Consider the following 22,226-nt stretch of genomic DNA (forward strand, 5'->3'; position numbering starts at 1 on the left):
CTATTTATGTTGCAAAAACTATTTGAAGAAGTAAGTGCATTACCTGAGGAGGAAAAGGAAGTAGTGAGTCAGATATTGCAAAATTTTCTTAACTCCTCAAAAGAGCTGAGCGGCGTACTTGAAAAAAATGCAGATCACTACAACCGGATGGCGGCCCTTTCAGCTTTTACCGGTAAGCTCCTGGGGCCATATTCCAAAGGATTACTGACGCAAACCCGGGATGCCATTTTCCTGATAGACCCGCAAGACTATGCCATCGGGTGGCAATTAAGGACAAATGGAGCATATGGAGCCAACCAGCTGGCGATACTGGACCAGGTACTGGACGAAGACAGCCGCCTGCTGATCATCGGCGGTCATGTTGGCACCATTGCGATTCCTGTGGCTAAAAAAGGGATTCCTACTGTGGTCCTGGAAGCCAACCCGGATACGTTCCGCCTCCTGGAGTTAAACCTGTTGCTCAATGCCGTGAATAACTGCGAGATCCACCCAATAGCAGCCAATGACAAAAAGGAAGAGATCCGTTTTCTCCTGAACCGGTCCAATTCAGGTGGTAGTAAAAGGAAGCCACTGATAAACCAGCACATGTATAATTATGATAACCCGAATGAAATTGTTGTGCAGGGTTATGCCCTGGATGACTACCTGCAGGGACAGGTGTTTGATACTATTTTCATGGACATTGAAGGCTCGGAATATTTTGCGCTGAAAGGGATGCCACGTTTACTGCAACAATGTTCTACTTTAATTATGGAATTTTTGCCGCATCACTTAAAACATGTCGCTGGTATAACAGTGGATGAACTGCTCGCCACGCTGCCTGCATTTGAAACACTTATCATCCCTTCACTTAAAATAGAGGTACCGGAGGCGGAGTTTAGCAGTACACTTCAGCGGATGTACGATAATAACCTCGGTGACGATGGAATTATTTTTGTCAGGTAAGCTGGAATGCAATATTACCCATAAACCTGTTTCTGGCCAGGTGTGTATATAACAGGAATTTTTTGTAGAAGGGAGCATCTCTCAGCTCCTGCAACATGGCCAGACAATCATGTTCCAGGTCGCCCAATTGTTCTCTGAAATCCGTTTCCATATACGCGCCTTCGAAATCCATAAAGTTATGTGTATTGCTGGGTGTTGTGAATATGCGGATCTGTTCACCAGCATCTTTACCGAAGCTTTTAATTTTCTCCCAGCATATTTCCCGGGGCAGCGTAATATCCCATTTAACCAGGTTACGGTGCAGGAACAGGATTTTGCCCTCCAGATCATGCTGTACCATGGTGTTGCCCATAAACTGATGACCATTCATATAGCCACAGGTAGCTACGGGCGTCTGCACCATATAAAATGGTTGATGAAAGGCTCGCCAGGCAAAACGGAAAGTATCTTTATCTCCCATTAGTAAACGGTAATAGATATCTGTAAGCCTGTTAAAATACAATGACAGGTTTAATGGCTGCCAGCAGCGTTCCTTGTCAATCACCATCTGACCACTCTCCTGTTCAAAAGTGTCTTCATAAGGGATTCCTATAATCTTCCAGATGGGATTATCCTTCGCTGTTTTCCAGAAGTCAGGCCAGAATATAGCGCCATATTCTTTGTAAGCTGCTGTTTCAAACAGGAAGGTGGGATCAGACACACAGATATTATCTGCATCAAGGAAAAACACTTCTTTGAAACTGCTTCTGACAATGCTGAGCGGCTTGAGCATACAGCCTTTCAAACCAATGTTATCGTAGTCGAAAAAGTCCCGGCAGGTTACATTATACTGTTCCAATTCCTGTATAATGTCGGGCGAGAGTTCATTGCCGGCATGCCATAACTCTATGGGTAACTGGCAGCCTAAAGCTCTTAATTTTCTGATGGCTATCCATGCGCAGGTAAAGTAGCTAAGACCGCCGGCGCACATGACGATACCTCTGCCGCTGAAAGTGTCGGGGTAAGCAGAGATAGGATGGTCCTGCCAGGCGCTCTTAAGTTTGCCGATAACAGGTTTTGAGATTGTATATTCAATGGTTCTGTATCCATTACGTTCAAAACGGCTCATACGCGGTAAGGTAGTGGGGGTATTTAAATGTTAAATCCAGGAATGTATCCAGTAATGAATCAATGGCTGGCTGATCTCTCTATCTGGCATTTCCCGTATTTCTGTATAGTCATATGCAAATACTTCTTTTACGGGCAGCAACAGTTGGGCAGTACAGGAATTAACCAGCGAATCTCTCATACGAAAAGGCCCTGAATACTGGGGTGTGCCCATATTGTCCCTTTCATTGCTATTGTACAAATGAACAATATCAGTGACCAGGTCGAGCAGGTAAGCTTCATTTTTCTCTGCGGAAAATGCTTCCGATGCCAGTGTCCCATTAGCAGGATCTATAACCAGGAAACCCTGCGGCGTTCTTTCCAGCAAAGTAAAAAACTGTTCAGGGATCAGCAGCTCCACATCCCAATCCATATAAATTCCACCGGAATGATGTACCAGCAGATAACGGGCAATGTCTGCTGCTTCCGCATGGTTCCTCGCGTTTCTGAATGCCTGCAATGCCCAGGAATAATGGGTATCGATGAACTCTTCAAGGGTATCGTCATTCCAGGTTCTGATCTCGAAACCATAATCTTTGATGACTTTCCAGGAAGAAAGGCATTGGTCTATTAAGGGATTGGTCTTTGGACCTACGATCTGGTGAAGTAATTGAGTTACCATAACAATGTGGAAAAGTATAACTACAATATAAGCATTCTTTTTTGGGGTTCAAAAAAGAATGCTTAGTCAGGGATAAACTAAAAGTCAGCCATTATCCAGCACCCTTCAGCGCTTTATTCAATAGCATCTGTCCGGCCTCACTATAAGTAAGAGACAGGGCCACCTGCCTTCCTTTTTCGCTCATCTTTGCCCATGTTTTCTGCAAAATGCCAATCATCTTTTCTTCTTCATGCTTCTTTATAAGATCATCATACTGGAATGACAGAAACACCAGGCAAAGGGCATCCTCCATCGTTTGAACTTCAGTATCCGTTTTAAGTCTTTTCTTCAGGACAATTTCGTTAACCCGGGCAATGATGTCCGCGTCATATCCCAGCGATTGCAATATTTCCGTTGCCTTCTGAGCGTGAAAATGCGACAAATCGTTTCTCCATTTCAGATAGCCTACCCTCCCGTCAGGATAAGTTTTCCTATCGATCTCCCATCTTCCTATGTGCTGGCACCTCGAAGCAAGTAAAAGCGGCTCGCTGGCTTCCGGATTAAGTTTCTTCACCCATTCATACAATTGAATGGCGTAAAAATATTCAGATGGATAACGATTACCATCCCATATTACCTCGGAAGGATCCTGTTGGTTATAAGCATCAAATAACTGAAAAGCCTGTTCAATTTTTGTCATAAAGACCAGTAATTTAATAGTGTCATTGCTCAAGTTGCTGTAAATATAAAAAAGAAAATACCATATACCATGAGTGAAGTTCATTGTGGTCACTCCGGTAAATATCTCCGGAATCACATCGATCATCTATGAATTGCAAACAATACATTTATTTTATCATATTTAAATAAATAATGTATTTTTATTTCGAAATTAGCCCTATAGACTATGAAAAGTCTAAGCTATACCCTTAAATAAGTAACATTAAATCAGTAACAAATCCCATGATCCGTACAATCTTTATTGCTTTACTAATTGCGTTTTCCTCAACTTCTGTATTTGCAGGCATCAAAATTCCAATGGGGGAAAGAGAAGTGCTGAACAAAGTGTATGACTTACCTGATACAGATGAATTTAAATCAGAGCATGGCAATTTTATTGACGTGGCAACACTTCATAAAGAATACAACATTGCCTACATCCTTCCATTATACGTCATAGAAGAACCTAGATTAGTTCTTTTTGATGAAAAAGCAGACTCTTTCTATGATCTGCCTCAGGACAAGGTAGATGCAATTTTAGCATCACAAAAGATAGATAAAGAAAAACTAAATAAATTGCCTTTCTACACAAGATATGGCGGTAAAATAGTTGCGCTGTTGATTATCGGTCTATTGGTCTGGGGCGTTATTATTTCAAGAAAAGACGATGCGGAAGAAGAAGCAAGAGCTGAAGCAGCACCTAAAGAGGTTTAAACTTAACCTGAAATACTTTCATACATTTCAAAGCCTTCAAGTCTAAAGATTTGAAGGCTTTTTACTTATACAAATTCCCATTACCATCAATGATACAATAGTATAATCTATGATCTCAGACGTGCTTGTACTGTAAATGTATCGGGACATCTACGATATCACGATACGTATATTTACGGTATCTGGAAGCCGGGAGATAAGGCCCCGGTTCATGCAGATCATTTACTACAAGGCTTTCCATGAGAAGAAGCTGTCATTGTAACGTTTAGCGCCTGTATTTTCCCGGAAAAGAGACTTACCTTCAACATAAAATTTCCCTTTTTTTAATCATTAACCTCAAACAGATTTGTTATGAAGCCTTTACTCTTTTCCTTTGCCGGGATTACCCTGTTAACACTTGCAACAATATACCATCAGCAACAAAAGAAGGAATCCCGGGCTGTCAGCCCTCAGAGTGGCGTACAGATTATACGCACTTCCTGCCCCGATCCCTGCACGGGCCCAATGAAATGGGTTAAACTGAACGAGGCAGTAGAAATGATATCAGAATACGGCAAACATCAATATAAAGGCATTCATGAGAATATGGTAAAAGACCTTCAGGCTACAAAAGGCCCGCAGGCGAATCTTTTTGCAGATAGCCGCTATATTACCTTCCCTTTGGATACCATCAAAAAGTTCATATGCAAAGTCGAATCCATGCTGGGACGGGAAGCACATCTGAATTCCGTTAACCAGCCCATAAAGTCCTGCGACCTTGGGATCAAGTTTTATTATGCCGCTTATCCGGGAATAGCAGCTGAAGCAGATATTGAGCATACCAAAAAAGGCAGACACACGCTCATCATGGTGCCCACCTATTGGGATACTGCTTTGAAGAATTATGTAGAATTCTTTCCGGGCTTTTTGCAGGCAAATAAACATCCAATGACTATTGAGCAGGTATTGGACGTTTATACGAATCCTCAAAAGACGAAGCAACTTCTTACCCTGCAGAAACGAATGCCGGTGGGAATGGGACCAGAGATGGTTAGCCTGGAAAGCGAAAAGGAGGTTGGCAAAAACCAGGGTAATCTTTGTCCGCCGCCCGATGGATGCAATGCCGCGCTCTTATCCCTGGCAAAAGTGAAGGAATAGATAACAAGGAATATTTACGATCATGGACTATTTTCTCTCGGCCCTCGAACTGGCCTCATTTTCTGTTGCCTGGATAAAATCTGGCATGTTGAAGCGAAGAGGATTGATGTTTATCCCGGTTTTGCTCACCGTCGTAGTTATCAGCGAGACGGTGGGCTACCTTTTATTGGCAAAGGGGAATAAATGGATATCCAATGGCGTCTGGTATAATTACATGACACCCCTGCAATTCATTTGCATCTTTCTGCTGTTCTGGCAGAATGCCCGATCGCATGGCTGGAGACTGGTTATTCTGGGTTTCATAGCACTGACTGTTTTATTGACCTTGCTGTATGTTATCCTGCCACATTCCCGTCAGTTCAATACCCTGAATTTCACAGTAGAAGCTGGCTGTGTTGCCATCTGCTGCCTGCATTATTTATATGAGTGTATGAACAGCAATAGTATAACCGCTATTGAAAGGAATCCCTTGTTTTACTTTGCGCTGGGCACCCTATTTTTCTATCTGGCTATATTGCCGTTCCGCTCAATGTACAATTATCTTTACGTGCATTACCGGGTGATTTTCCATGGCTACTATCGTCTTTCCATGATTTTGAATTATATTATGTACGGATTGATCATTTTCGGAATACTATGGGCGAAGAAGAAATAGGTGTTTTTTTCCTGTCACTGGCATTGACGGTGATCATCATGGTAATGGCCATTTGTTTCATTATCATCAGCATCCGGCGCAGAACACGTGCTTTTGAGCGGGAGCGCGAGCACGCCGTGCTCCGCCACCAACAGGAACTGTTAGAAGCCCGCCAGGAAATACAGCGGAGCCTGATGCAAAGTCTTGGCTCAGAACTGCATGCTACCGTAGGACAGAAACTTACGCTCGCTTATCTACAGATGGAGAATGCATTACAGCTGGATGATGTGCAAACCCTGAAACACCATATTGTCCTGCACAATAACCTCGTGCAGGAATCACTGCAGGAGCTGAGAAGCCTCAGCAAGATCCTGATCTCACACACCTTGGCAGACTTCAGTCTGATCCATTTTCTGGACAAGGAACTCAATCGCCTGCAACAAAGTCACTTGTGTAATGCTACCCTTCATTATCCCGAAGGCATTTTCCGGATTGCCGATGACAGAACAGAATTGCACCTGGCGCGTATTTGCCAGGAATTTATCCAGAATAGTCTGAAACATAGCGGTTGTACATTGATCAGTATTGATATTACTGAGGATAATGATATATTTGAAATACGATGTCGCGATAATGGAGCCGGCTTTGATCCTGCAAAAGCGAAACCTTACGATTCCCGTTCAGGCAGCGGTGTGGCCATGATCAATAGTCGTGCAAAATCCATCGGCGCACACTGTATATGGACGACTGACGACGGCACAACATTACTGCTTACTATTAACCCCAATCAGAATACCCACACATATGAAACATAACATCGTGATCGTAGATGATCATATCCTTATTGCAGAGGCACTGGCAACAATGATCAATACCATTCCCGGGTTTGATATACTGTATGTATGCAGTACCGGACGCGAGCTGATTGAAAAGTTCAAACAACCGCGCAATATTCCGGACCTGGTAATACTGGATGTGCAGATGCCTGTTATGAATGGCTACGAAGTGGCACAATGGCTGACCACCAATCATCCGGAAATATTGATACTCGCACTCAGCATGCAGGATGATGAAGACCAGGTCATCCGTATGATCCGGGCCGGCGCCAAAGGTTATCTGCTGAAAAGCATCAAACAGACCGATCTTGCCGATGCCCTCGTAACTGTTATGAAAGAAGGGGTTTATTATACCCCACAGGTCAGCAGAACGCTATCTAATGACTATATAAAAAAAGCTGTTGTGAAAACAGAGCTGAGCGATAAAGAGCGGGAGTTATTGCCACATTTCTGCTCAGAAGCAACCTATCGTGAGATCGCCGCACAGCTTTTTCTCTCGCCACGTACGGTGGAGGGACATGCCAATACCATTATGGAAAAACTGAATGTCCGCAATCGTATCGGTTTGGTACTACTGGCACAGAAGAAGGGCTGGATATAAGTACAGCATTTCCTCAGGCACCGTAAAAATACCTATCATAATCACGCAGTTATACGCAGTATTAGCAACATAGCAGGTCGTAGCTTTAATACAATAAAAAACCATTTTTTGTATGAAAACAGATCTGCATCGTCGCGTTGACGAAGATAGCCCCAATCAGATGATATCCTTCACCGTTACAGTAGATTCAAAGACGGTGAAGATCCAGGAAACCCCATTTGGTGTCAGGTTTGACCTGGGACAGGATTTTAAAGCAAGCACAGCCCCAGGTACACCTTCTCTACCTTCAAAGATCGTACAGATAGCACTCCCGCTGGATGCAGGAGACATCACAGTGAGAGCGGAGTCGCTCGTTTCACGTAAACTATTTGACAAACCTGTATTTATCATGCCTGTGCCAGAGCTCCGTATTGCAGGCAAGGCGCGTCAGTTAGATAAAGAAACAGTACGAGTGCTGGAAACGAAAGTAAAAGCGAAGGAACAGGAGGATGAATTCAGACTACGACCCCGGACTTTCATCCCGTATTTCGACCCCGAAGCAAAGACATATGCTAAAGCCCTCGAAGAAGCAACCATACTTGCAACATATCAGGGCAGCGTGGAAATTGGTGCTAACAGGATCGTCAGCATCCAGGTCAATCCTATCACCCTGTCGGAACATGTCCCTGTACTTCATGAGCAGATGACGGTATACATCACTTATCAGAGAGATGTAAATAAGCTTCCGCTTCGCAATACAACGTTCCGCAGCCTGCCGCAGGACCAGAAAGCGCAGTCGTCCATCTTTAATAATCTGAAAGACGCCGTATTAAATCCAGTTGATGTAGTAGACCTTACAAGAGGTTTTGGCGCCTACTTCCGCAGTTATGACTACATTGTCATTACAGACAACAACCGCTGGGATAGTAACCGTATTGTGCCTACAGAACCAGCTGGCGATATGGTGGCTTCTTTCCAGAAACTGGTGGAATGGAAGCGGGAGAAGGGACTTCGCGCCGCAGTGATCACTATTACCAATATCGTGAATGGAACCTATGGTAATTTCAAAACCGGCGCCAGAGACTTACAGGAAGTGATCCGCAATTTCCTCAAATATGCCCGCACCAATTGGGGCGTTACCTGGGTATTGCTGGGCGGTGATATAGAGATCATACCGGTACGTAAAGTTGCAGGTGAAATAAGGGGAGATGTGACCGAACAGACGACCAATAGTTCGCCTGAAAACGGACAATCCTACTGGACAGGCTCGTACATGAAAATAAAAGCCGTTGATCTCGGCGAATGGTTTTCTATCTACGATTCTTACCTTGAGTTGACCAACAAAAACACGGGCAGACGTATTCCCAGAAAATCGCCCCGCAACTTAGGCCAGGTTTTTAACGCCCCACTCCTGTCAGAAACTATTTCCCCATTCAGAAAGCTGGATTTACAGCCCTTTGAGACACTCGAAACATTCCGCAGTCGCCTGGGATGGTATTTCTGCACAGATAACACTTATCAGACCCATTCAGCTGATCCCACTAACTTTATCAGGGTAGATGGCCCTGCATCTATCATCCGTGCTCCATTACGTTTTCATTATACCTGGAATACGATTCCTACAGACTTCTACTACAGTAGCCTGTTCGGTCCTGGTTACGGAGTAGCGGGTAAACATGACTGGGATCCCAATGGCAATCGCATCTACGGACAATATGAGGGAACTACGCAGTTTGATCCTATCAACTGGAACGCAGATGTGATTGTAGGAAGAGCGCCTGCTTCTACGCCTGCTGATGCGGATGCATTCGTGAGTAAGGTAACGGCATATGAAAAGCTGCCCACACTATTTGCCCCCGATTTCCTCCGCAAGATGTTGCTGGTATCCGACAACTGGGGCCACAGTCCTGTAATAAGCAAGACTAACATCAATCTTCCCGGTGACAATCAATTTTTCACCGATACTGCAAAAGGCAGGGCTGTTATGAGACTGGCAGACGATCTCGAACTGGATTATGACTGGCATCTTGTAGCAGCACTGGCAGGGGGCGATATGCGTGTAATTGACTACAACATGAATGCCGGCCCTTCTGATCCGGGATGGTATTACGCAAAGAGCCTTGCTAATCTTACTCCGGCAACACATATTGTCGTTCTGCCATGGGGTGATATATTCAACCTTCCTGTTGTTACCGACATCATTGTAGTATATGGCGATGCGGTGGAAATATCACCACAATACTACCTCCTTGATCCACTTGCGGAAGATGGTTCTATGAAAGACCAGGAAGCATTGCGTGTGCAGGTAGATGCAGAATTGCCGACCATCACGAAATTCAAAAGGATCTATTATGATCTGACCAGTCTTTCTCCGGCAGCTGCCAGCGCAGCACCTTTGGAGCCTTATACCACTACGGGTGTGCGCGCAGCACTCAACGAGGGACAACACTTTGTAAGCCTTTCCGGTCATGGCAGTCAGTCTGGTTGTTGTCATCTGAGCACAGGAACGGCGGCCGCGCTGACCAATGGCTCCGCTACTTTTATTGCGTATGCTGATTCCTGCCTGACCAGTGGTTTTGATACGAATGATGCAATGGGAGAAGCACTGCTGAACAATCCTAATGGTGGCGCCGTGGCATACGTTGGCAGCACCCGCTTTTCATGGATAGGAGCCGGCGATGATATACAAAGGAGGTTCTTCCATGAAATGACCTGTACCCGTCATCTGGGACTTCTGCATAACAGTCGCCTCTGGTTCCCGCAGAATAATCCCGGCAATCACGTCTGGAAATGGAGTACGCTGGCACTTAATCTGCTGGGCGATCCGGAAATGGAAATATGGAAACGTAGTCCGCTGCCATTCGGTGTATTTTACTTCGATATCAGCAAATATCTGCGTATACGGGTATTCCCTGAATTTGATCCTTCCCGCCGTGTGACTGAAATAAGTGAGATCCTGGCGATTGTAGATGATAGCGAACAGAAAATATCTATCAGCGAAGACGGTTATTTCGATGTGCCAAAAGAGCTGATAGAAAAAGGTAACCTGCAGTTACGGATAAGTGCCCCGGATGGCCTGGTAAAGACCATCGGCGCTGCAGAACTGAAGGCCAGAATGCAGGAATTAAGCAGGTATAAGGAAAATAGCGCAAAAGAGGAAGATAGTTTCCAGATCTTCAATATTAAAGAAGAGCGCAGGCATGAAGAGATACCTGCCGCAGTGGATATAGCAGAAGTGTTAGGCGTAAAGAACTGATGAATGATCCCCTATAAAAAGGTCCGCGTAAATTTATTTATGCGGGCCTTTTGTTTTGTAGCACTCATATCAAAGCTTATAGATCTGATCCATCTTCACCCATTTCTCATTGTCTGCAGCCCAGGGAAGCGGCTCCTGAAACTTCCACATCAACTGCTCCCATTCCCAGACCTTCGGATTAGCGGCATCCATCGCCGCTTTCTCTTCGTTCCGGAAGTTATCGTCAGTTTCCATGATCATAAATAGCCGGTTGCCGGTTCGATAGATCTGCATATCTATCACACCGGCATCAATGATACTTTTCCTGATCTCCGGCCAACCATTTTCTGCTTTATGCCAATGTTCATATTCGGCAATAAGAGCCGCGTCATTCTTCAGATCCAATGCAAAACATTGTCTTTTCATATGTATGATTATTCGTAAAGATATTCTTCAGCAAAACGGGCATCGATCAACTGATGCGATACCAGCGAGCGCCAGAATGCCTCGGGGATGATAGTTTTTGTAATACCAGCGTTCTTTGCAACACGTTGAACATTGGTAGTATTAAGGGCAATACTTCTTACGCCGGGCGCACATTTTCCAAAAGCGACGCATGCCGCTTCCGGCCTGACATCAAATGCTTCGCAGATGCTGTACATCGTTTCACGCCAGCGATAGAGCTCCGGCCGGGTTTCAGGCGATACAGGCTGATAATTATAATAATCCAGTCCTGTCAGAAAACCACCGTTGAAAACCGCCGAATTAATAATGACGATCTGCCGTACACTCAGCTGTTTCATAAATTCAATCAGATCAACCGGATGGTCATGCATGGTCATACTATTGGCAATCATTACCCAATCCAGTTCAACATCCCGGGAAATTCGCTGAATGACCCTCCAGTCCTTCGCACCTATGCCAACCGCTTTCACATGTCCCTTCAGCTTCAGTTCATTCAATGCACGATATGCATCCAAAATATCCGCATAGCGCTGATCGCGTTCCTGTGCAGTCGCAGCTCCCGCAAGGTATTCGTCGGGGTCATGCACTGAAACCCACGCGGCCTTATAGCCATTCAGCAGCGCATTTCCCTGTTCGTAGCAAGCAATGATCCCATCGTAACTGATCTGTTGGACGGCATCATGTTGCAGGTCTTTCCAGACACCCGGCTCAAAGGTTGGCTCAGGGCCTGTCAGTTCTGTGCGTAACCAGCCCAGTTTATTGCTGATGATAACATCATCCGGTTTCACCCCCGCCAGTGCCAATCCCCTGCCGAGACTTTCAAGGGCCAGCCCGGCCCCATACTTCCCTGCCGAGTCAAAGACCAGGGGTCGTGGTCCGTGTTTAACAGCTTCACTTACAATGTTCGCCTTGACCTCATCGGGCAAAGCAACATACAGATTTCCAAGGCCGCTTGTTCCGAAGATCACATCCGGAATCTGGAAGTTATTCATATTGACAGATAACATTGGGTTACTTTCATCATAGACTTACTATAGCTTTGATCACGCCATTCTTTGGATCAAGCCAGGAGGCAAATTCCTCCTTCACTTCTTCGAAATCCACCCGGTGCGTAATGTAGTTGGTGGGATCTATTCTGCCGTCCTTCATCGATCTGATCACATGTTCGAAGTCCTGGCGGGTGGCATTGCGACTACTCATCAAAGTGGCTTCTCTTTTGTGAAATTCCGGATGACTTACCACGATGTCTCCCTTTTGCAGACCTACCAATACGTAACGACCGCCATGGCCCAGGTAACGGAAACCATCATTGATGGCACGCTGGCTCCCCGTCGCATCAATAACAACTGTCGGGAAATCGCCATTGGTGATTGTGCTCAAAGCTGCTTCGACATTCTCTGCGGACGCATTAATGGTATGAGCAACTTTTATTTTGTCTCTGCAGAACTCCAGGCGCTTTTCGTTAATATCAACTGCAATAACCTGTGCGCCGGAAATCCGGGCAAACTCCATAATACCAAGACCGATTGGACCGGCGCCAATGACTGCTACAAATTCACCAGGCCGGATACCCGCCCGGCGAACACCGTGAGCGCCTATCGCCAGCGGCTCAACCAATGCTAAAGCATCGAAGGAAAGTCCTTCGCCGTGCACGAGGGAGTATGATGGCACCCTGAGGTACTCCACCATACCCCCATCTATATGCACGCCACAGACAGCAATCTTTGCACAGCAATTCGGTTTTCCCATGCGACAGGCAATGCAGTGGCCACAATTGAAATATGGTATAAAAGTAACGTGCTCTCCTATTTCAAACCCCGGCGCACCATCTGCTTCTGCTAATTCCCCCGAAAGCTCATGACCAAGCACTCGCGGGTAACTGAAAAATGGTTGGGTACCTTCAAAAGCATGAAGATCTGTACCACAAATACCAATCCGGCGTATCCGGATGATGGCGTGGTCTTTTTTCAATTCCGGTTTCTGCGCTTCACCATAATCCATGGAGCCCGGAGTTATACATGTCAGCGTTTTCATTCTTACTTATTAATTGGTTAATTATAACTCTGCGCTATTGCATGCGCCATTCACCTGGCCCGGGAAGGGAGACCGGTTATATTGTAAATTTCCGACTTATCTAATTTGGAAGAGCCATTAACTAATGGCTCCTTCGATTTTCAGCACATAGGCGTTTTTACCGGGCGCCTGTTCCGGTAATGTTACCCGAAGCCCGGTTCCATCCTGGCTATAGGCCAGCGCCTGGTCATGTCCTAACAAACGGACAGCGGTCACTTTTCCTTTGCCAGCCAGGCTTCTGATCAGGGCACTGCGATCATCCGGCCATCCCAGCAGGATAGCGTAAAGCGTTCTTTGTTTCGTTGTAAAGCGGATATCTGCTGCTGTAAATGCTTTTCCCTTTCCTTCGTTGAAGTTTTGATTCTGATTACCGGCTGTTTGGGTAGGTTCTATTGCCGGTCCTTCACCAAAGACGGTCCAGGGCCGGGTACCATAGATCGCCTCACCGTTCATTTGCATCCACAATGCGACATCTTCGACAATCGCCCTTTCTTTTTCATCAATACTTCCGTTCCCGCGTACCGGAACATTCAACATCAGGTTACCGTTCTTACTTACTACATCACAAAGTGTGTGGACCACAGTTTTAGCGGACTTGTAAGCATTATTATCGTATACGCGGCGGTCATAATGCCAGTTGCCAATACAGGTGTCTGTTTGCCAGGGCAGCGGTTCGATCTCATGACTTTGGCCCCGCTCAATATCCCATACCATACACTTACGCTGCTGTTCATTGAGTATTTTACCGGTGAGCACCGCATTGAGCTTTCCGTACTTTTTGATGCTCTGATTATACAGATGCGCCGCAATACGCAGACCTACATCGCTTACCGGCCACAAAGGCAAAACGGTATCGTCAAAATAAACGAGGTCTGGCTCATAATTATCTATCAGGGTAAGGGTCCGCTTATAAAACTTTTCTGCATAAGCTTTAGAAGGAACAGAAGCGCCGTCGCCCCATTCCCATTGTTTATTCCCGTCCGCGTGCTGTTTACTTAACGGGTGATTTTGCGCATACAGTTCCTGTGGATCTAGCCCCTCCCACCACTGGCCTTTTCCCTGAGCTGCTGTCAATCTGCCATCATAGGGCACACCTGCATAAGGGCCGGACTTGTCTGCCTGCTGAGCAGCTTCGAACCAGGTCCAGGTATGTGAAGCATGTATGCTCACGCCAAACGGCAGGCCGTTTGCCCGCGCCGCTGCTGCCCAACCTTTGATGATATCCTTTTTAGGACCTACACGCGTCGAATTCCAGGACTGGTATTTATTCGGGTACATGTCGAGATTATCATGGTGGTTAGCCATGGCTACAAAATATTTGGCGCCGGCCTGTTTGTATAAGGACACTAACTCTTCAGGATCCCACTTATCCGCTTTCCATTCGTTGATCACGTCCTTGAAGCCAAATTTGGAAGGATGGCCAAATTTCTCACAATGGTATTTATATTGGTCACTACCTTCTCTATACATTCCCTGGCCATACCAGTCGCCATATTCTGCCTGGCATTGCGGCCCCCAGTGGGCCCACAGGCCGAATTTTGCATCGCGGTACCATTCAGGAACTTCATATTGAGCGAGTGATTCCCAGTTAGGCTGGAACTTTTCTGCCATCGCGGCTTGCGGAATTGCAGAGAGGCCAAACGACCGGCTATAAAGCTGGGACAGGTATATTGATGAAACGCCCGTCAGCGCCCCCTTTAGTAAAGTTCTTCTTTTCATAACGGTAAATCTTCATTTAAGTTGATACGGACAATCCCGGTAACAGTACAGCTGCTCTTAGTCAAACCTACGACGATTCAGTTAGCGAAAATTTGCCTTAAACGGACTTTTTTTTGTAAAAATCCGACCTTCCCATCTCTGACAATATTGGATATATCATTAACTTGGCCTTAATTCCACAGGGGACGATGATCAAAAGAAAATTCCAGCATACATTCACATTGCTTAACGTAGACCGCGTTAACCTGGACACCAGATGGAATTATCTGAATGTTATAAGTCCGTACAACCGGATCTACTATATCGACCAGGGAGAAGGCGAACTATCAGGCTCAGGTGAAGTCACCAAACTCGAGCCTGGCTTTTTGTATATCATTCCCAGCTTCACATTATGCAATATGAAGTGCGATAACCATCTGGGACAATACTTCGTACAGTTTTTTGAGGATTCAAGCGACGGAATATCCTTATTTGCCCATCATCGCACTATACTCAGAGTAGAGGCAACAGCACTTGATCTGCAACTCTTCAACAGGTTACTGGAAATAAACCCCGGACGCGGCATTAATCGCTCAGACAATCCGAAGGTGTATGAAAAGGACGTTTTTTACAAAGAATACCAGGAGTTGAATAACCTGCAGAGCGTAGCTGCTTCTATGGAAACGCAAGGTATTCTATGGCTGCTCACTGCCAGATTTCTGAGTCCGAATGTATTGAGCGAACAGGACGCACAGATGATCCCCGTCAAGCTGGCGGAAACGCTCGATTATATTGAATTAAACATGCACGCAGAGCTTTCTGTCAATTTCCTTGCATCCAGGATCAACCAGCACCCGGATTATTTCTCAAGGCAATTTAAGGCGTATACAGGTACCCGGCCGGTAAACTACATCAACAAAAAAAGGGTTGAACGTGCACAATACCTTATGGCCACTACACGAATGAATTACTCGGAAATCAGCATACAGACTGGTTTCAGTAATCTTTCTTATTTCTCGAAAGCTTTTAAGAAATTAACCGGCATGTCGCCGCGGGATTATAAAAAACAGATGTATCTGGTAGGGTTTCATCATTAATGAGAAGGCGCCACATATTTAGATAAACCTGAAGTATCGCCCGGGTTAAGAGCATCAGTGAAACATGTACAACCAGCGAAGCTACGCTGCTTCTCGCTTCATACTCTTCTTGATCATTTCCCGGTGTTGTTTCCCCCACAAGCTCAACTCACGTAACACATTTTTCAGGGTCAGACTATGTGGAGTCGCTTCATAAACGATAGTTGCCGGTGTGCCGGCATATACCTTACGTGTAATAAATTCGTTCAGCTCCAGGTCTTTTAATTCTTTGGCCAGAATCTTTGGGGAAATACCACTCAGCTCATGCTGAATTTCACTGAACCTTTTGGGAGATTGTACAAGACTCAATATCAACGGTAATTTCCACTTACCACCAAGTACATATAGTGCATCCACCACATTGTTAAGCGAACTGTCACATTCCTGCTTGGTAGGAATTGTCTCTATTTCATGAACCATTATTTCCATACCCAAAGTTACACACTTTCCTGAAAGTGAGCGCTTTCCTACAGGTAACTACGATGGGTGCAATAACCGGCGCCTGTACCTTTGTCTCCGATAGTAACAGGAACGGGCAAGCCGGCGCCACGACTCCTCTACATCTAATGCTAATAAATATTAATCATGGTTTTATGAAACGTATCCTTCATCTGATTTCGAGCATTCAGGGAAATGAATCTTATAGCTATAAACTCAGCAATGCGATTGTTAATAAAGTGATTGAAAAGTATCCTGGCAGCACCGTTGAAGAAGTGAACCTGAACGATCAGGAAATCCCGCATATAAACCCGGTGATCCTCCAGTCCATGTTTACACCAGGTGACCAGTTGACCGAAGAAGGAAGGGAGTCTATACGCTATTCCGATGAAGCAGTAAAGCAATTAATGGCATCCGATATTATTGTCATTGGAGCTCCGCTTTACAATCTGACAATTCCTTCCACTTTAAAAGCATGGGCCGATCATATCACAAGGGCTGGCATTACCTTCGGCTATAGTGAGAACGGGCCGGTCGGACTGGTCACTGGCAAGAAAGTATATATTGCCATGTCATCTGGTGGCATCTATTCCGATGGCCCTTCAAAAGGGAACGATTTTGTAGCACCTTATCTGAAAGCTTTCCTGGGACTATTAAGTATGACCGATGTCACGGTTTTTCGTGCGGAGGGCGTTAAACTTCGTGGCATGAAAGAGCAGGCTCTGGAAAAAGGCATTGCGAGCATATACATTGATTAATAACGTACCTCTTCCTTTTGATAACAAGAAATTATAAAACAAATACCTTCGGGTGCACTGCCCGGAGGTATTCACCTATAATCATCCAAATCCTTCTTCCCCTCATTCGCCATCGACGCTATATACTCCGGCAACGTCTCAAGCGCCGGATACCCATCCTCCTCAGGATCTCCCGGCAATTCCGTCATCGTATAAATATTAATATACTGCGCAAACGCCTTCTCTCCTAACACACTCTGTAGCAAAAGGAACATAGCAGTATCCAGATGCTCACTCTGTTTCACAAACTCATAATCCCTGTAATGGATCACCAGGTTCAGCTTCTCCGGCATATCCTCATCCTCAATAGCAGTAAACCACATCTCAGAGGGAGTCAGGTCCAGATCTTCGTATTCAATACCCTCATGCTCCTCATCTGCCGGTATCAACGCAGTAAACGTCCAGTGATCAATCTCAGGCGCTTTTGACACCAGGAATTCTGCATCGTCAAAGAACTCTTCATTACCTTCAGCAGTAATAATTAGTTCACCCTCATTGATCGTATTTATACGCATTTCGAAAAACAGGCTGGTACAATACAGGTGGAGTCTTTCTGTGAGCTCTTCAAAAATTTCTTCGCACTCTTCTGGCTCCATTTCTCTGAAAAAGCGAAAGTCATCACTCTTTTCCTCAAACCAACGCCAGAATTTTGCCGCGTCATTAGTTCTAAGCATATTAGTCCGTTTTATGGCCTTATATAGCCGGGGGTAACATTTTAATTTATACCCGCAAGGTAACTTTATTTGATCACATTACACTTCTCCCCTATTACATCTTCATATTCAATATTTTCTGCCCGGGAATTTCATTTATTAAAATAAGTTCCGTACATTTTCTCACAGTCGTTATGAAATAAAATACGGGACAGTATAAAAACAGTGAATATGAACAAATATCTGAGGCTCGCCACCCTCTGGGTATGCTGTGTGTTTTTCTTGCCAATCAATTCCTTTGCTACCGCACCTCCATCGCTTACATATCTGGGTATTGAACAGGGACTATCTAATAATGCCGTAACCAGCATCTACCAGGACCACAATGGTTTTATGTGGTTTGGTACTTACGATGGACTAAACCGCTACGATGGATACAATTTCACTGTCTACAGGAATGAATTCAATGACAGCAATTCCCTGGCCAACAACCGGATTGCCTGTATCACAGAAGATCACCATAAGCGACTGTGGATCGGTACCCGGGGCGGTATCAGCATCTACAACAATATCACAGGACTCTTCTCCGGACTTCAATTCCTTCCCTATAAAAGTGCAAAGAGAAAGAAGATTGAAGTTCCTGTGAACGCTATCCTGCCCGGAGCAAACGAAACCATATTCATCGGTACCAATGGAGAAGGACTGCTCGTTTATAACACTACCGGTCCCGCCAGGCAAGCGCCACTCAGAACCGGGGAAGGCCTCGTCACAAAATACGAAGTCTCCTCAATCGCCTTAGATGCATCCGGACATACCTGGCTGTTCGTACGCAACATCGGTCTTTGTATCTATGACAATGCCACAGGGGTTGTACGCGTGATCAACGACGGTATCCGGAACGGTATCGCCTTACAGGCGGATCGTAAGGGTCAGCTGTGGCTGGGCACCGACGAGGGTTTATATAAATATAGCATCGCCGCCAATACCTTCACCAGCATGCTCACTACCCATTCCAAAAGAGTCGTGCATCTCATCATAGACCAGCATAATACCCTGTGGATAGCCTCAGACGGAGAAGGTGTTTTTATGATGCCACTGTCTTCAGAGAAGATCACCCGCCTGACTTCACCCGAAAACAAAGAACTGCTTACCAGCACAGCCGTGTTCTCCATCTTTGAAGATCATGAAGGCCGTAAATGGATAGGTACGCTCCGCGGTGGCGTTAATATCCTTGATCCGGGAAAGGCAGGATTTGCACGTATCACACATGACCCGCTGAACCCTAATAGCCTGATCAACGATTTTACACTGTCACTCTGCGAGGATGCCGACCACAATATATGGATCGGCACCGACGGCGGCGGACTAAGTATCTGGAACAGACAACAGAACAAGTTCACCAACTTCAGACACCTGGCCGGTAACGACGCTTCCCTATGCAGCGACTTTGTAACCAGCATCACCCGCGACTACCAGGATAACATATGGATCTCTACCTGGGGTACAGGCATCTACCGCTATAACAAAGCGAAACGCTCCTTCGACCACTATGCCTGCTTCAACCAGGCGAACAATGCAGAAGATAAAAATACCTGGCTGCTCTATGAGGATGCGGCCAAAACACTGTGGGCTGGCGTATGTACGGGCAGCCCGCTATACCGCTTTAATAGAAGTACCAACCGCTTTGAAGTATTCGACCCCCATATTACCAATATTCTTTCCATGGCGGAAGACAACAAAGGCAATTTCTGGGCAGGAGATTATACCTCTCTGATAAAGATCGATAAACAGGCGAAGCTCCACCAGGTATATAACATCGGTTATCCTGTTCGCGTCTTCCACCAGGATAAAGCCGGCAACTGCTGGATAGGCACCGAAGGTGGCGGCCTGCTCCTCTTTAACAGGGAAACAGGTACCTACGTGCGATACACCAAAGCCGATGGCCTCTCCAACAATTCCATCCTGCAAATACTGGAAGACAAGACCGGCAACCTGTGGATCAGCACCTTCTACGGCATCTCAAAATTCAATCCACGGCAGAAAACTTTTAAGAACTATTCTCAGTCAGACGGACTACTCTCCAATCAGCTGAACTATAATGCCGCCCTCTCACTACCATCAGGCGAGTTTATATTTGGCGGCATCAAAGGACTGAATATCTTCTATCCTGACAGCCTGCCTTCATCCTCAGGTACACCCGGTATATTACTGACAGGCTTAAAGGTGGATAATATTCCTGTTGAGCAGGCAGACCGCTATGTTACAGAAAGGACCGCAGATCATATCACCTCACTAAAAATACCTTATAATAAAGCCGTACTGGCATTTGACTTCGTAGCACCTGAATACTCCGCTCCCGACAAGATAGATTACGCCTATTATATGGATGGATGGGACAAAGGATGGAACTATGTCGGCAAATCACGATCTGCCAACTATACCCGTCTGCATGAAGGCAGCTACACCTTCCGGATAAAAACAACCAATACTGAAGGCGTCTGGAATACCCGGGAATATACCATGCAGATCATTGTGCTGCCACCCTGGTACCGCACCTGGTGGGCATATCTATTATACATGGCGGCCATCGCAGGGATGGCCTATACCTACCTGCAGTACAAGGCACAAAAAACAAAGCTTGCCTTCGACATCCGCCTGGCCCGCCTGGAAACAGAAAAAGAAAAAGAACTGAATGAAAAGAAACTGGCCTTCTTCACAAATATCTCACACGAGTTCAGAACACCACTGACACTGATTATCAATCCTGTCAAAGAGTTACTGAACAACAACGATAAAACACCCGGCAACGGACTGGAAGTCATATACCGGAATGCCCGTCGCTTGCTTAGCCTCGTAGACCAGCTATTGCTGTTCCGTAAAGCCGACAGTGAGATGGACAAGCTGAAAATCACACGACTCAACTTCCATAATCTCTGCCAGGAAGTATACCTGTCCTTCAGCCAGCAAGCCAGAGCCAAACAGATCGATTATATATTTGACTGCGACAATCCACAACTCGAAGTTTACGCAGACAGAGAGAAAATAGAGATCGTACTGTTTAACCTGCTCTCAAACGCACTGAAGTTCACGCCTGAGAATGGAACAGTCAGCTTCATCATCAGTGAAAACGAGAGTAATATCACCGTCAATATAACCGATACCGGCTGCGGTATCAGCGAAGATGCGGGGCAACGACTGTTCGAGAAATTCTATCAGGTAAAGGAAAAGCAGACCACCGGCAAAGCCGGTTTTGGTATAGGACTCTACCTGTCAAAACATTTCATTGAAAGCCACAAAGGCCAGATATCCTTCACCAGCGCTCCCGGACAAGGTACCTCCTTTACCGTACAGCTCAGAAAAGGCACGATCCACTTCACCGGACAATACATCTTTGAGGAAATGGCCGACGACCCGGCAATGCTACAGGAACTCATGGGCAATATCACCAGCGAAATATCAGTCGACCTACCAGGAGCAGACAATGAACCCGCCGCCCTGGAAGATATCTTCACCAGCAAACGCTCCATCCTGGTAATAGACGATAACCCGGAGATCAGGGCTTATCTGCAGCTACTGTTCCGCGAAAAGTTCATTTTCCTGGAGGCAGATAATGGAGAGGACGGATTACAACTGGCGCGGGAACATTACCCGGATATCATTATCAGTGATGTGCTCATGAAGGGAATGGACGGAATGGAATTATGTAATACCATCAAACAGGATCCGACCCTTGGTCACATACCCGTAATCCTGCTCACCGGCAATCCCTCCCAGGAAATTAAACTCAAGGGCATTGAGTGTGGGGCCGACGACTACATCACAAAACCATTTGAACAGGACCTCCTCCTGGCACGTATCGATAACATCCTCCAGAACAGGAACGCCCTGCAGGACTACTTTTTCGATAAGATCACGCTGAAAAAGAACGACGCCAGGATCTCCGCTGAATATAAAACCTTCCTTGAACGCTGCATTACCATCGTAGAGAACAACCTGGATAAAGACACCTTTAATATAAAAATGCTGGCCGCAGAGATAGGCATGAGCCATTCTAACCTTTACAAGAAGGTGAAATCCATCTCCGGGCACTCGGTCAATGCCTTTATCCGCTTTATCCGTTTACGCCGGGCAGCAGTATTACTGCTAAGTACAGATTGTAATGTGAACGAAGCCGCCTTCGGCGTAGGACTCAATGACATGAAATATTTCAGGAAACAATTCTCCAAACTTTTTGGAATGAACCCTTCTGAATACATCAAAAAGTACCGCAACTCCTTTAACAAAGATTTTAACGTGGTCAATTGGAAGGAATAGTAGCCATTTTACCATTTTAGCGCCCTTATTTGATCATTTACACCCTGTCGTCTACCGGCAGGGGGTCATATCATTGCATTGAACAACGACCAATCTTCCACGGT

General features: G+C 45.7%; 19 protein-coding genes. 10 read left to right on the forward strand and 9 right to left on the reverse strand.

Annotation, left to right across the window (positions count from 1 at the left end; genetic code table 11):
• The first annotated feature begins 6 nt into the window (after positions 1-6).
• A complete protein-coding gene (locus BLR32_RS07665) occupies positions 7-945 on the forward strand; it encodes an FkbM family methyltransferase (RefSeq protein ID WP_089830293.1) in 939 nt (312 codons plus the stop codon).
• On the opposite strand, the gene BLR32_RS07670 is transcribed toward BLR32_RS07665, so the two are convergent.
• From BLR32_RS07670 to BLR32_RS07680, 3 genes are all read right to left on the reverse strand, one after another.
• The gene (locus BLR32_RS07670; protein ID WP_089830295.1) at positions 938-2,053 is read right to left on the reverse strand and encodes an alpha-mannosyltransferase; all 1,116 of its coding nucleotides are present in this window, start codon (positions 2,051-2,053) and stop codon (positions 938-940) included. The genes BLR32_RS07665 and BLR32_RS07670 overlap by 8 nt on opposite strands.
• A 30-nt stretch (positions 2,054-2,083) precedes the next feature.
• Positions 2,084-2,713, reverse strand: coding sequence for a glycosyltransferase family 32 protein (locus BLR32_RS07675; RefSeq protein ID WP_089830297.1), 630 nt, complete (start codon positions 2,711-2,713; stop codon positions 2,084-2,086).
• 91 nt (positions 2,714-2,804) lie between these two features.
• Positions 2,805-3,392 carry a DUF4202 domain-containing protein gene (locus BLR32_RS07680; protein ID WP_089832087.1) on the reverse strand — a complete coding sequence of 196 codons (588 nt, stop codon included), beginning with the start codon at positions 3,390-3,392 and terminating at the stop codon, positions 2,805-2,807.
• A 263-nt stretch (positions 3,393-3,655) separates the two neighbouring features.
• Here BLR32_RS07680 and BLR32_RS07685 point away from each other — a divergent pair, with 263 nt between their 5' ends.
• The 6 genes from BLR32_RS07685 to BLR32_RS07710 all read left to right on the forward strand — a co-directional run bounded on the left by BLR32_RS07685 (position 3,656) and on the right by BLR32_RS07710 (position 10,569).
• On the forward strand, positions 3,656-4,126 hold the full coding sequence (locus BLR32_RS07685) for a hypothetical protein (protein WP_089830299.1): 471 nt from the start codon (positions 3,656-3,658) through the stop codon (positions 4,124-4,126).
• Between the two features lie 351 nt (positions 4,127-4,477).
• Positions 4,478-5,263, forward strand: coding sequence for a hypothetical protein (locus BLR32_RS07690; RefSeq protein ID WP_089830301.1), 786 nt, complete (start codon positions 4,478-4,480; stop codon positions 5,261-5,263).
• 22 nt (positions 5,264-5,285) lie between these two features.
• Positions 5,286-5,918: a hypothetical protein gene (locus BLR32_RS07695; protein ID WP_089830303.1), complete on the forward strand. Its 633-nt coding sequence runs from the start codon at positions 5,286-5,288 to the stop codon at positions 5,916-5,918.
• Positions 5,900-6,712 (forward strand): sensor histidine kinase, encoded by an 813-nt coding sequence (locus BLR32_RS07700; RefSeq protein WP_089830304.1) that lies wholly within the window; start codon positions 5,900-5,902, stop codon positions 6,710-6,712. The genes BLR32_RS07695 and BLR32_RS07700 overlap by 19 nt, the downstream gene beginning before the upstream one ends.
• Entirely contained in the window at positions 6,702-7,334 is a 633-nt protein-coding gene (locus tag BLR32_RS07705; RefSeq protein ID WP_089830306.1) for a response regulator transcription factor, read from the forward strand. The genes BLR32_RS07700 and BLR32_RS07705 overlap by 11 nt, the downstream gene beginning before the upstream one ends.
• 112 nt (positions 7,335-7,446) lie before the next feature.
• Positions 7,447-10,569: a C25 family cysteine peptidase gene (locus tag BLR32_RS07710; RefSeq protein ID WP_089830307.1), complete on the forward strand. Its 3,123-nt coding sequence runs from the start codon at positions 7,447-7,449 to the stop codon at positions 10,567-10,569.
• A 69-nt stretch (positions 10,570-10,638) separates the two neighbouring features.
• On the opposite strand, the gene BLR32_RS07715 is transcribed toward BLR32_RS07710, so the two are convergent.
• The 4 genes from BLR32_RS07715 to BLR32_RS07730 form a co-directional block, all read right to left on the reverse strand.
• The gene (locus BLR32_RS07715) at positions 10,639-10,974 is read right to left on the reverse strand and encodes an L-rhamnose mutarotase (protein WP_089830309.1); all 336 of its coding nucleotides are present in this window, start codon (positions 10,972-10,974) and stop codon (positions 10,639-10,641) included.
• An 8-nt stretch (positions 10,975-10,982) separates the two neighbouring features.
• Positions 10,983-12,005 (reverse strand): aldo/keto reductase, encoded by a 1,023-nt coding sequence (locus tag BLR32_RS07720; RefSeq protein WP_089830311.1) that lies wholly within the window; start codon positions 12,003-12,005, stop codon positions 10,983-10,985.
• A gap of 28 nt (positions 12,006-12,033) precedes the next feature.
• On the reverse strand, positions 12,034-13,047 hold the full coding sequence (locus tag BLR32_RS07725) for a zinc-binding alcohol dehydrogenase family protein (RefSeq protein WP_089830313.1): 1,014 nt from the start codon (positions 13,045-13,047) through the stop codon (positions 12,034-12,036).
• A gap of 117 nt (positions 13,048-13,164) precedes the next feature.
• Entirely contained in the window at positions 13,165-14,805 is a 1,641-nt protein-coding gene (locus tag BLR32_RS07730) for an alpha-L-fucosidase (protein WP_089830315.1), read from the reverse strand.
• A gap of 188 nt (positions 14,806-14,993) precedes the next feature.
• On the opposite strand from BLR32_RS07730, the gene BLR32_RS07735 reads away from it, so the two are divergent.
• Positions 14,994-15,881 carry a helix-turn-helix domain-containing protein gene (locus tag BLR32_RS07735; RefSeq protein WP_089830317.1) on the forward strand — a complete coding sequence of 296 codons (888 nt, stop codon included), beginning with the start codon at positions 14,994-14,996 and terminating at the stop codon, positions 15,879-15,881.
• 81 nt (positions 15,882-15,962) lie between these two features.
• Here BLR32_RS07735 and BLR32_RS07740 read toward each other — a convergent pair whose 3' ends face one another.
• Positions 15,963-16,349, reverse strand: coding sequence for a winged helix-turn-helix transcriptional regulator (locus tag BLR32_RS07740; protein WP_089830319.1), 387 nt, complete (start codon positions 16,347-16,349; stop codon positions 15,963-15,965).
• A gap of 164 nt (positions 16,350-16,513) precedes the next feature.
• Here BLR32_RS07740 and BLR32_RS07745 point away from each other — a divergent pair, with 164 nt between their 5' ends.
• Positions 16,514-17,116, forward strand: coding sequence for an FMN-dependent NADH-azoreductase (locus BLR32_RS07745; protein ID WP_089830321.1), 603 nt, complete (start codon positions 16,514-16,516; stop codon positions 17,114-17,116).
• Between the two features lie 71 nt (positions 17,117-17,187).
• On the opposite strand, the gene BLR32_RS07750 is transcribed toward BLR32_RS07745, so the two are convergent.
• Entirely contained in the window at positions 17,188-17,829 is a 642-nt protein-coding gene (locus tag BLR32_RS07750; protein WP_089830323.1) for a hypothetical protein, read from the reverse strand.
• A 210-nt stretch (positions 17,830-18,039) separates the two neighbouring features.
• On the opposite strand from BLR32_RS07750, the gene BLR32_RS07755 reads away from it, so the two are divergent.
• Positions 18,040-22,122 (forward strand): two-component regulator propeller domain-containing protein, encoded by a 4,083-nt coding sequence (locus BLR32_RS07755; RefSeq protein WP_143011388.1) that lies wholly within the window; start codon positions 18,040-18,042, stop codon positions 22,120-22,122.
• Positions 22,123-22,226: the final 104 nt, after the last annotated feature.

Source organism: Chitinophaga filiformis, from assembly GCF_900102545.1.
GTDB classification, from domain to species: domain Bacteria; phylum Bacteroidota; class Bacteroidia; order Chitinophagales; family Chitinophagaceae; genus Chitinophaga; species Chitinophaga filiformis.

Bases quoted from the DNA above. Each gene is read 5' to 3' on its own strand.
- BLR32_RS07695 (WP_089830303.1), top strand. From the start codon at position 5,286: ATGGACTATTTTCTCTCGGCCCTCGAACTGGCCTCATTTTCTGTTGCC.
- BLR32_RS07685 (WP_089830299.1), top strand. From the start codon at position 3,656: ATGATCCGTACAATCTTTATTGCTTTACTAATTGCGTTTTCCTCAACT.
- BLR32_RS07715 (WP_089830309.1), bottom strand. From the start codon at position 10,974: ATGAAAAGACAATGTTTTGCATTGGATCTGAAGAATGACGCGGCTCTT.
- BLR32_RS07670 (WP_089830295.1), bottom strand. From the start codon at position 2,053: ATGAGCCGTTTTGAACGTAATGGATACAGAACCATTGAATATACAATC.
- BLR32_RS07720 (WP_089830311.1), bottom strand. From the start codon at position 12,005: ATGAATAACTTCCAGATTCCGGATGTGATCTTCGGAACAAGCGGCCTT.
- BLR32_RS07745 (WP_089830321.1), top strand. From the start codon at position 16,514: ATGAAACGTATCCTTCATCTGATTTCGAGCATTCAGGGAAATGAATCT.
- BLR32_RS07675 (WP_089830297.1), bottom strand. From the start codon at position 2,713: ATGGTAACTCAATTACTTCACCAGATCGTAGGTCCAAAGACCAATCCC.
- BLR32_RS07755 (WP_143011388.1), top strand. From the start codon at position 18,040: ATGAACAAATATCTGAGGCTCGCCACCCTCTGGGTATGCTGTGTGTTT.
- BLR32_RS07735 (WP_089830317.1), top strand. From the start codon at position 14,994: ATGATCAAAAGAAAATTCCAGCATACATTCACATTGCTTAACGTAGAC.
- BLR32_RS07705 (WP_089830306.1), top strand. From the start codon at position 6,702: ATGAAACATAACATCGTGATCGTAGATGATCATATCCTTATTGCAGAG.
- BLR32_RS07725 (WP_089830313.1), bottom strand. From the start codon at position 13,047: ATGAAAACGCTGACATGTATAACTCCGGGCTCCATGGATTATGGTGAA.
- BLR32_RS07665 (WP_089830293.1), top strand. From the start codon at position 7: ATGTTGCAAAAACTATTTGAAGAAGTAAGTGCATTACCTGAGGAGGAA.
- BLR32_RS07710 (WP_089830307.1), top strand. From the start codon at position 7,447: ATGAAAACAGATCTGCATCGTCGCGTTGACGAAGATAGCCCCAATCAG.
- BLR32_RS07730 (WP_089830315.1), bottom strand. From the start codon at position 14,805: ATGAAAAGAAGAACTTTACTAAAGGGGGCGCTGACGGGCGTTTCATCA.
- BLR32_RS07750 (WP_089830323.1), bottom strand. From the start codon at position 17,829: ATGCTTAGAACTAATGACGCGGCAAAATTCTGGCGTTGGTTTGAGGAA.
- BLR32_RS07740 (WP_089830319.1), bottom strand. From the start codon at position 16,349: ATGGAAATAATGGTTCATGAAATAGAGACAATTCCTACCAAGCAGGAA.
- BLR32_RS07700 (WP_089830304.1), top strand. From the start codon at position 5,900: ATGGGCGAAGAAGAAATAGGTGTTTTTTTCCTGTCACTGGCATTGACG.
- BLR32_RS07690 (WP_089830301.1), top strand. From the start codon at position 4,478: ATGAAGCCTTTACTCTTTTCCTTTGCCGGGATTACCCTGTTAACACTT.
- BLR32_RS07680 (WP_089832087.1), bottom strand. From the start codon at position 3,392: ATGACAAAAATTGAACAGGCTTTTCAGTTATTTGATGCTTATAACCAA.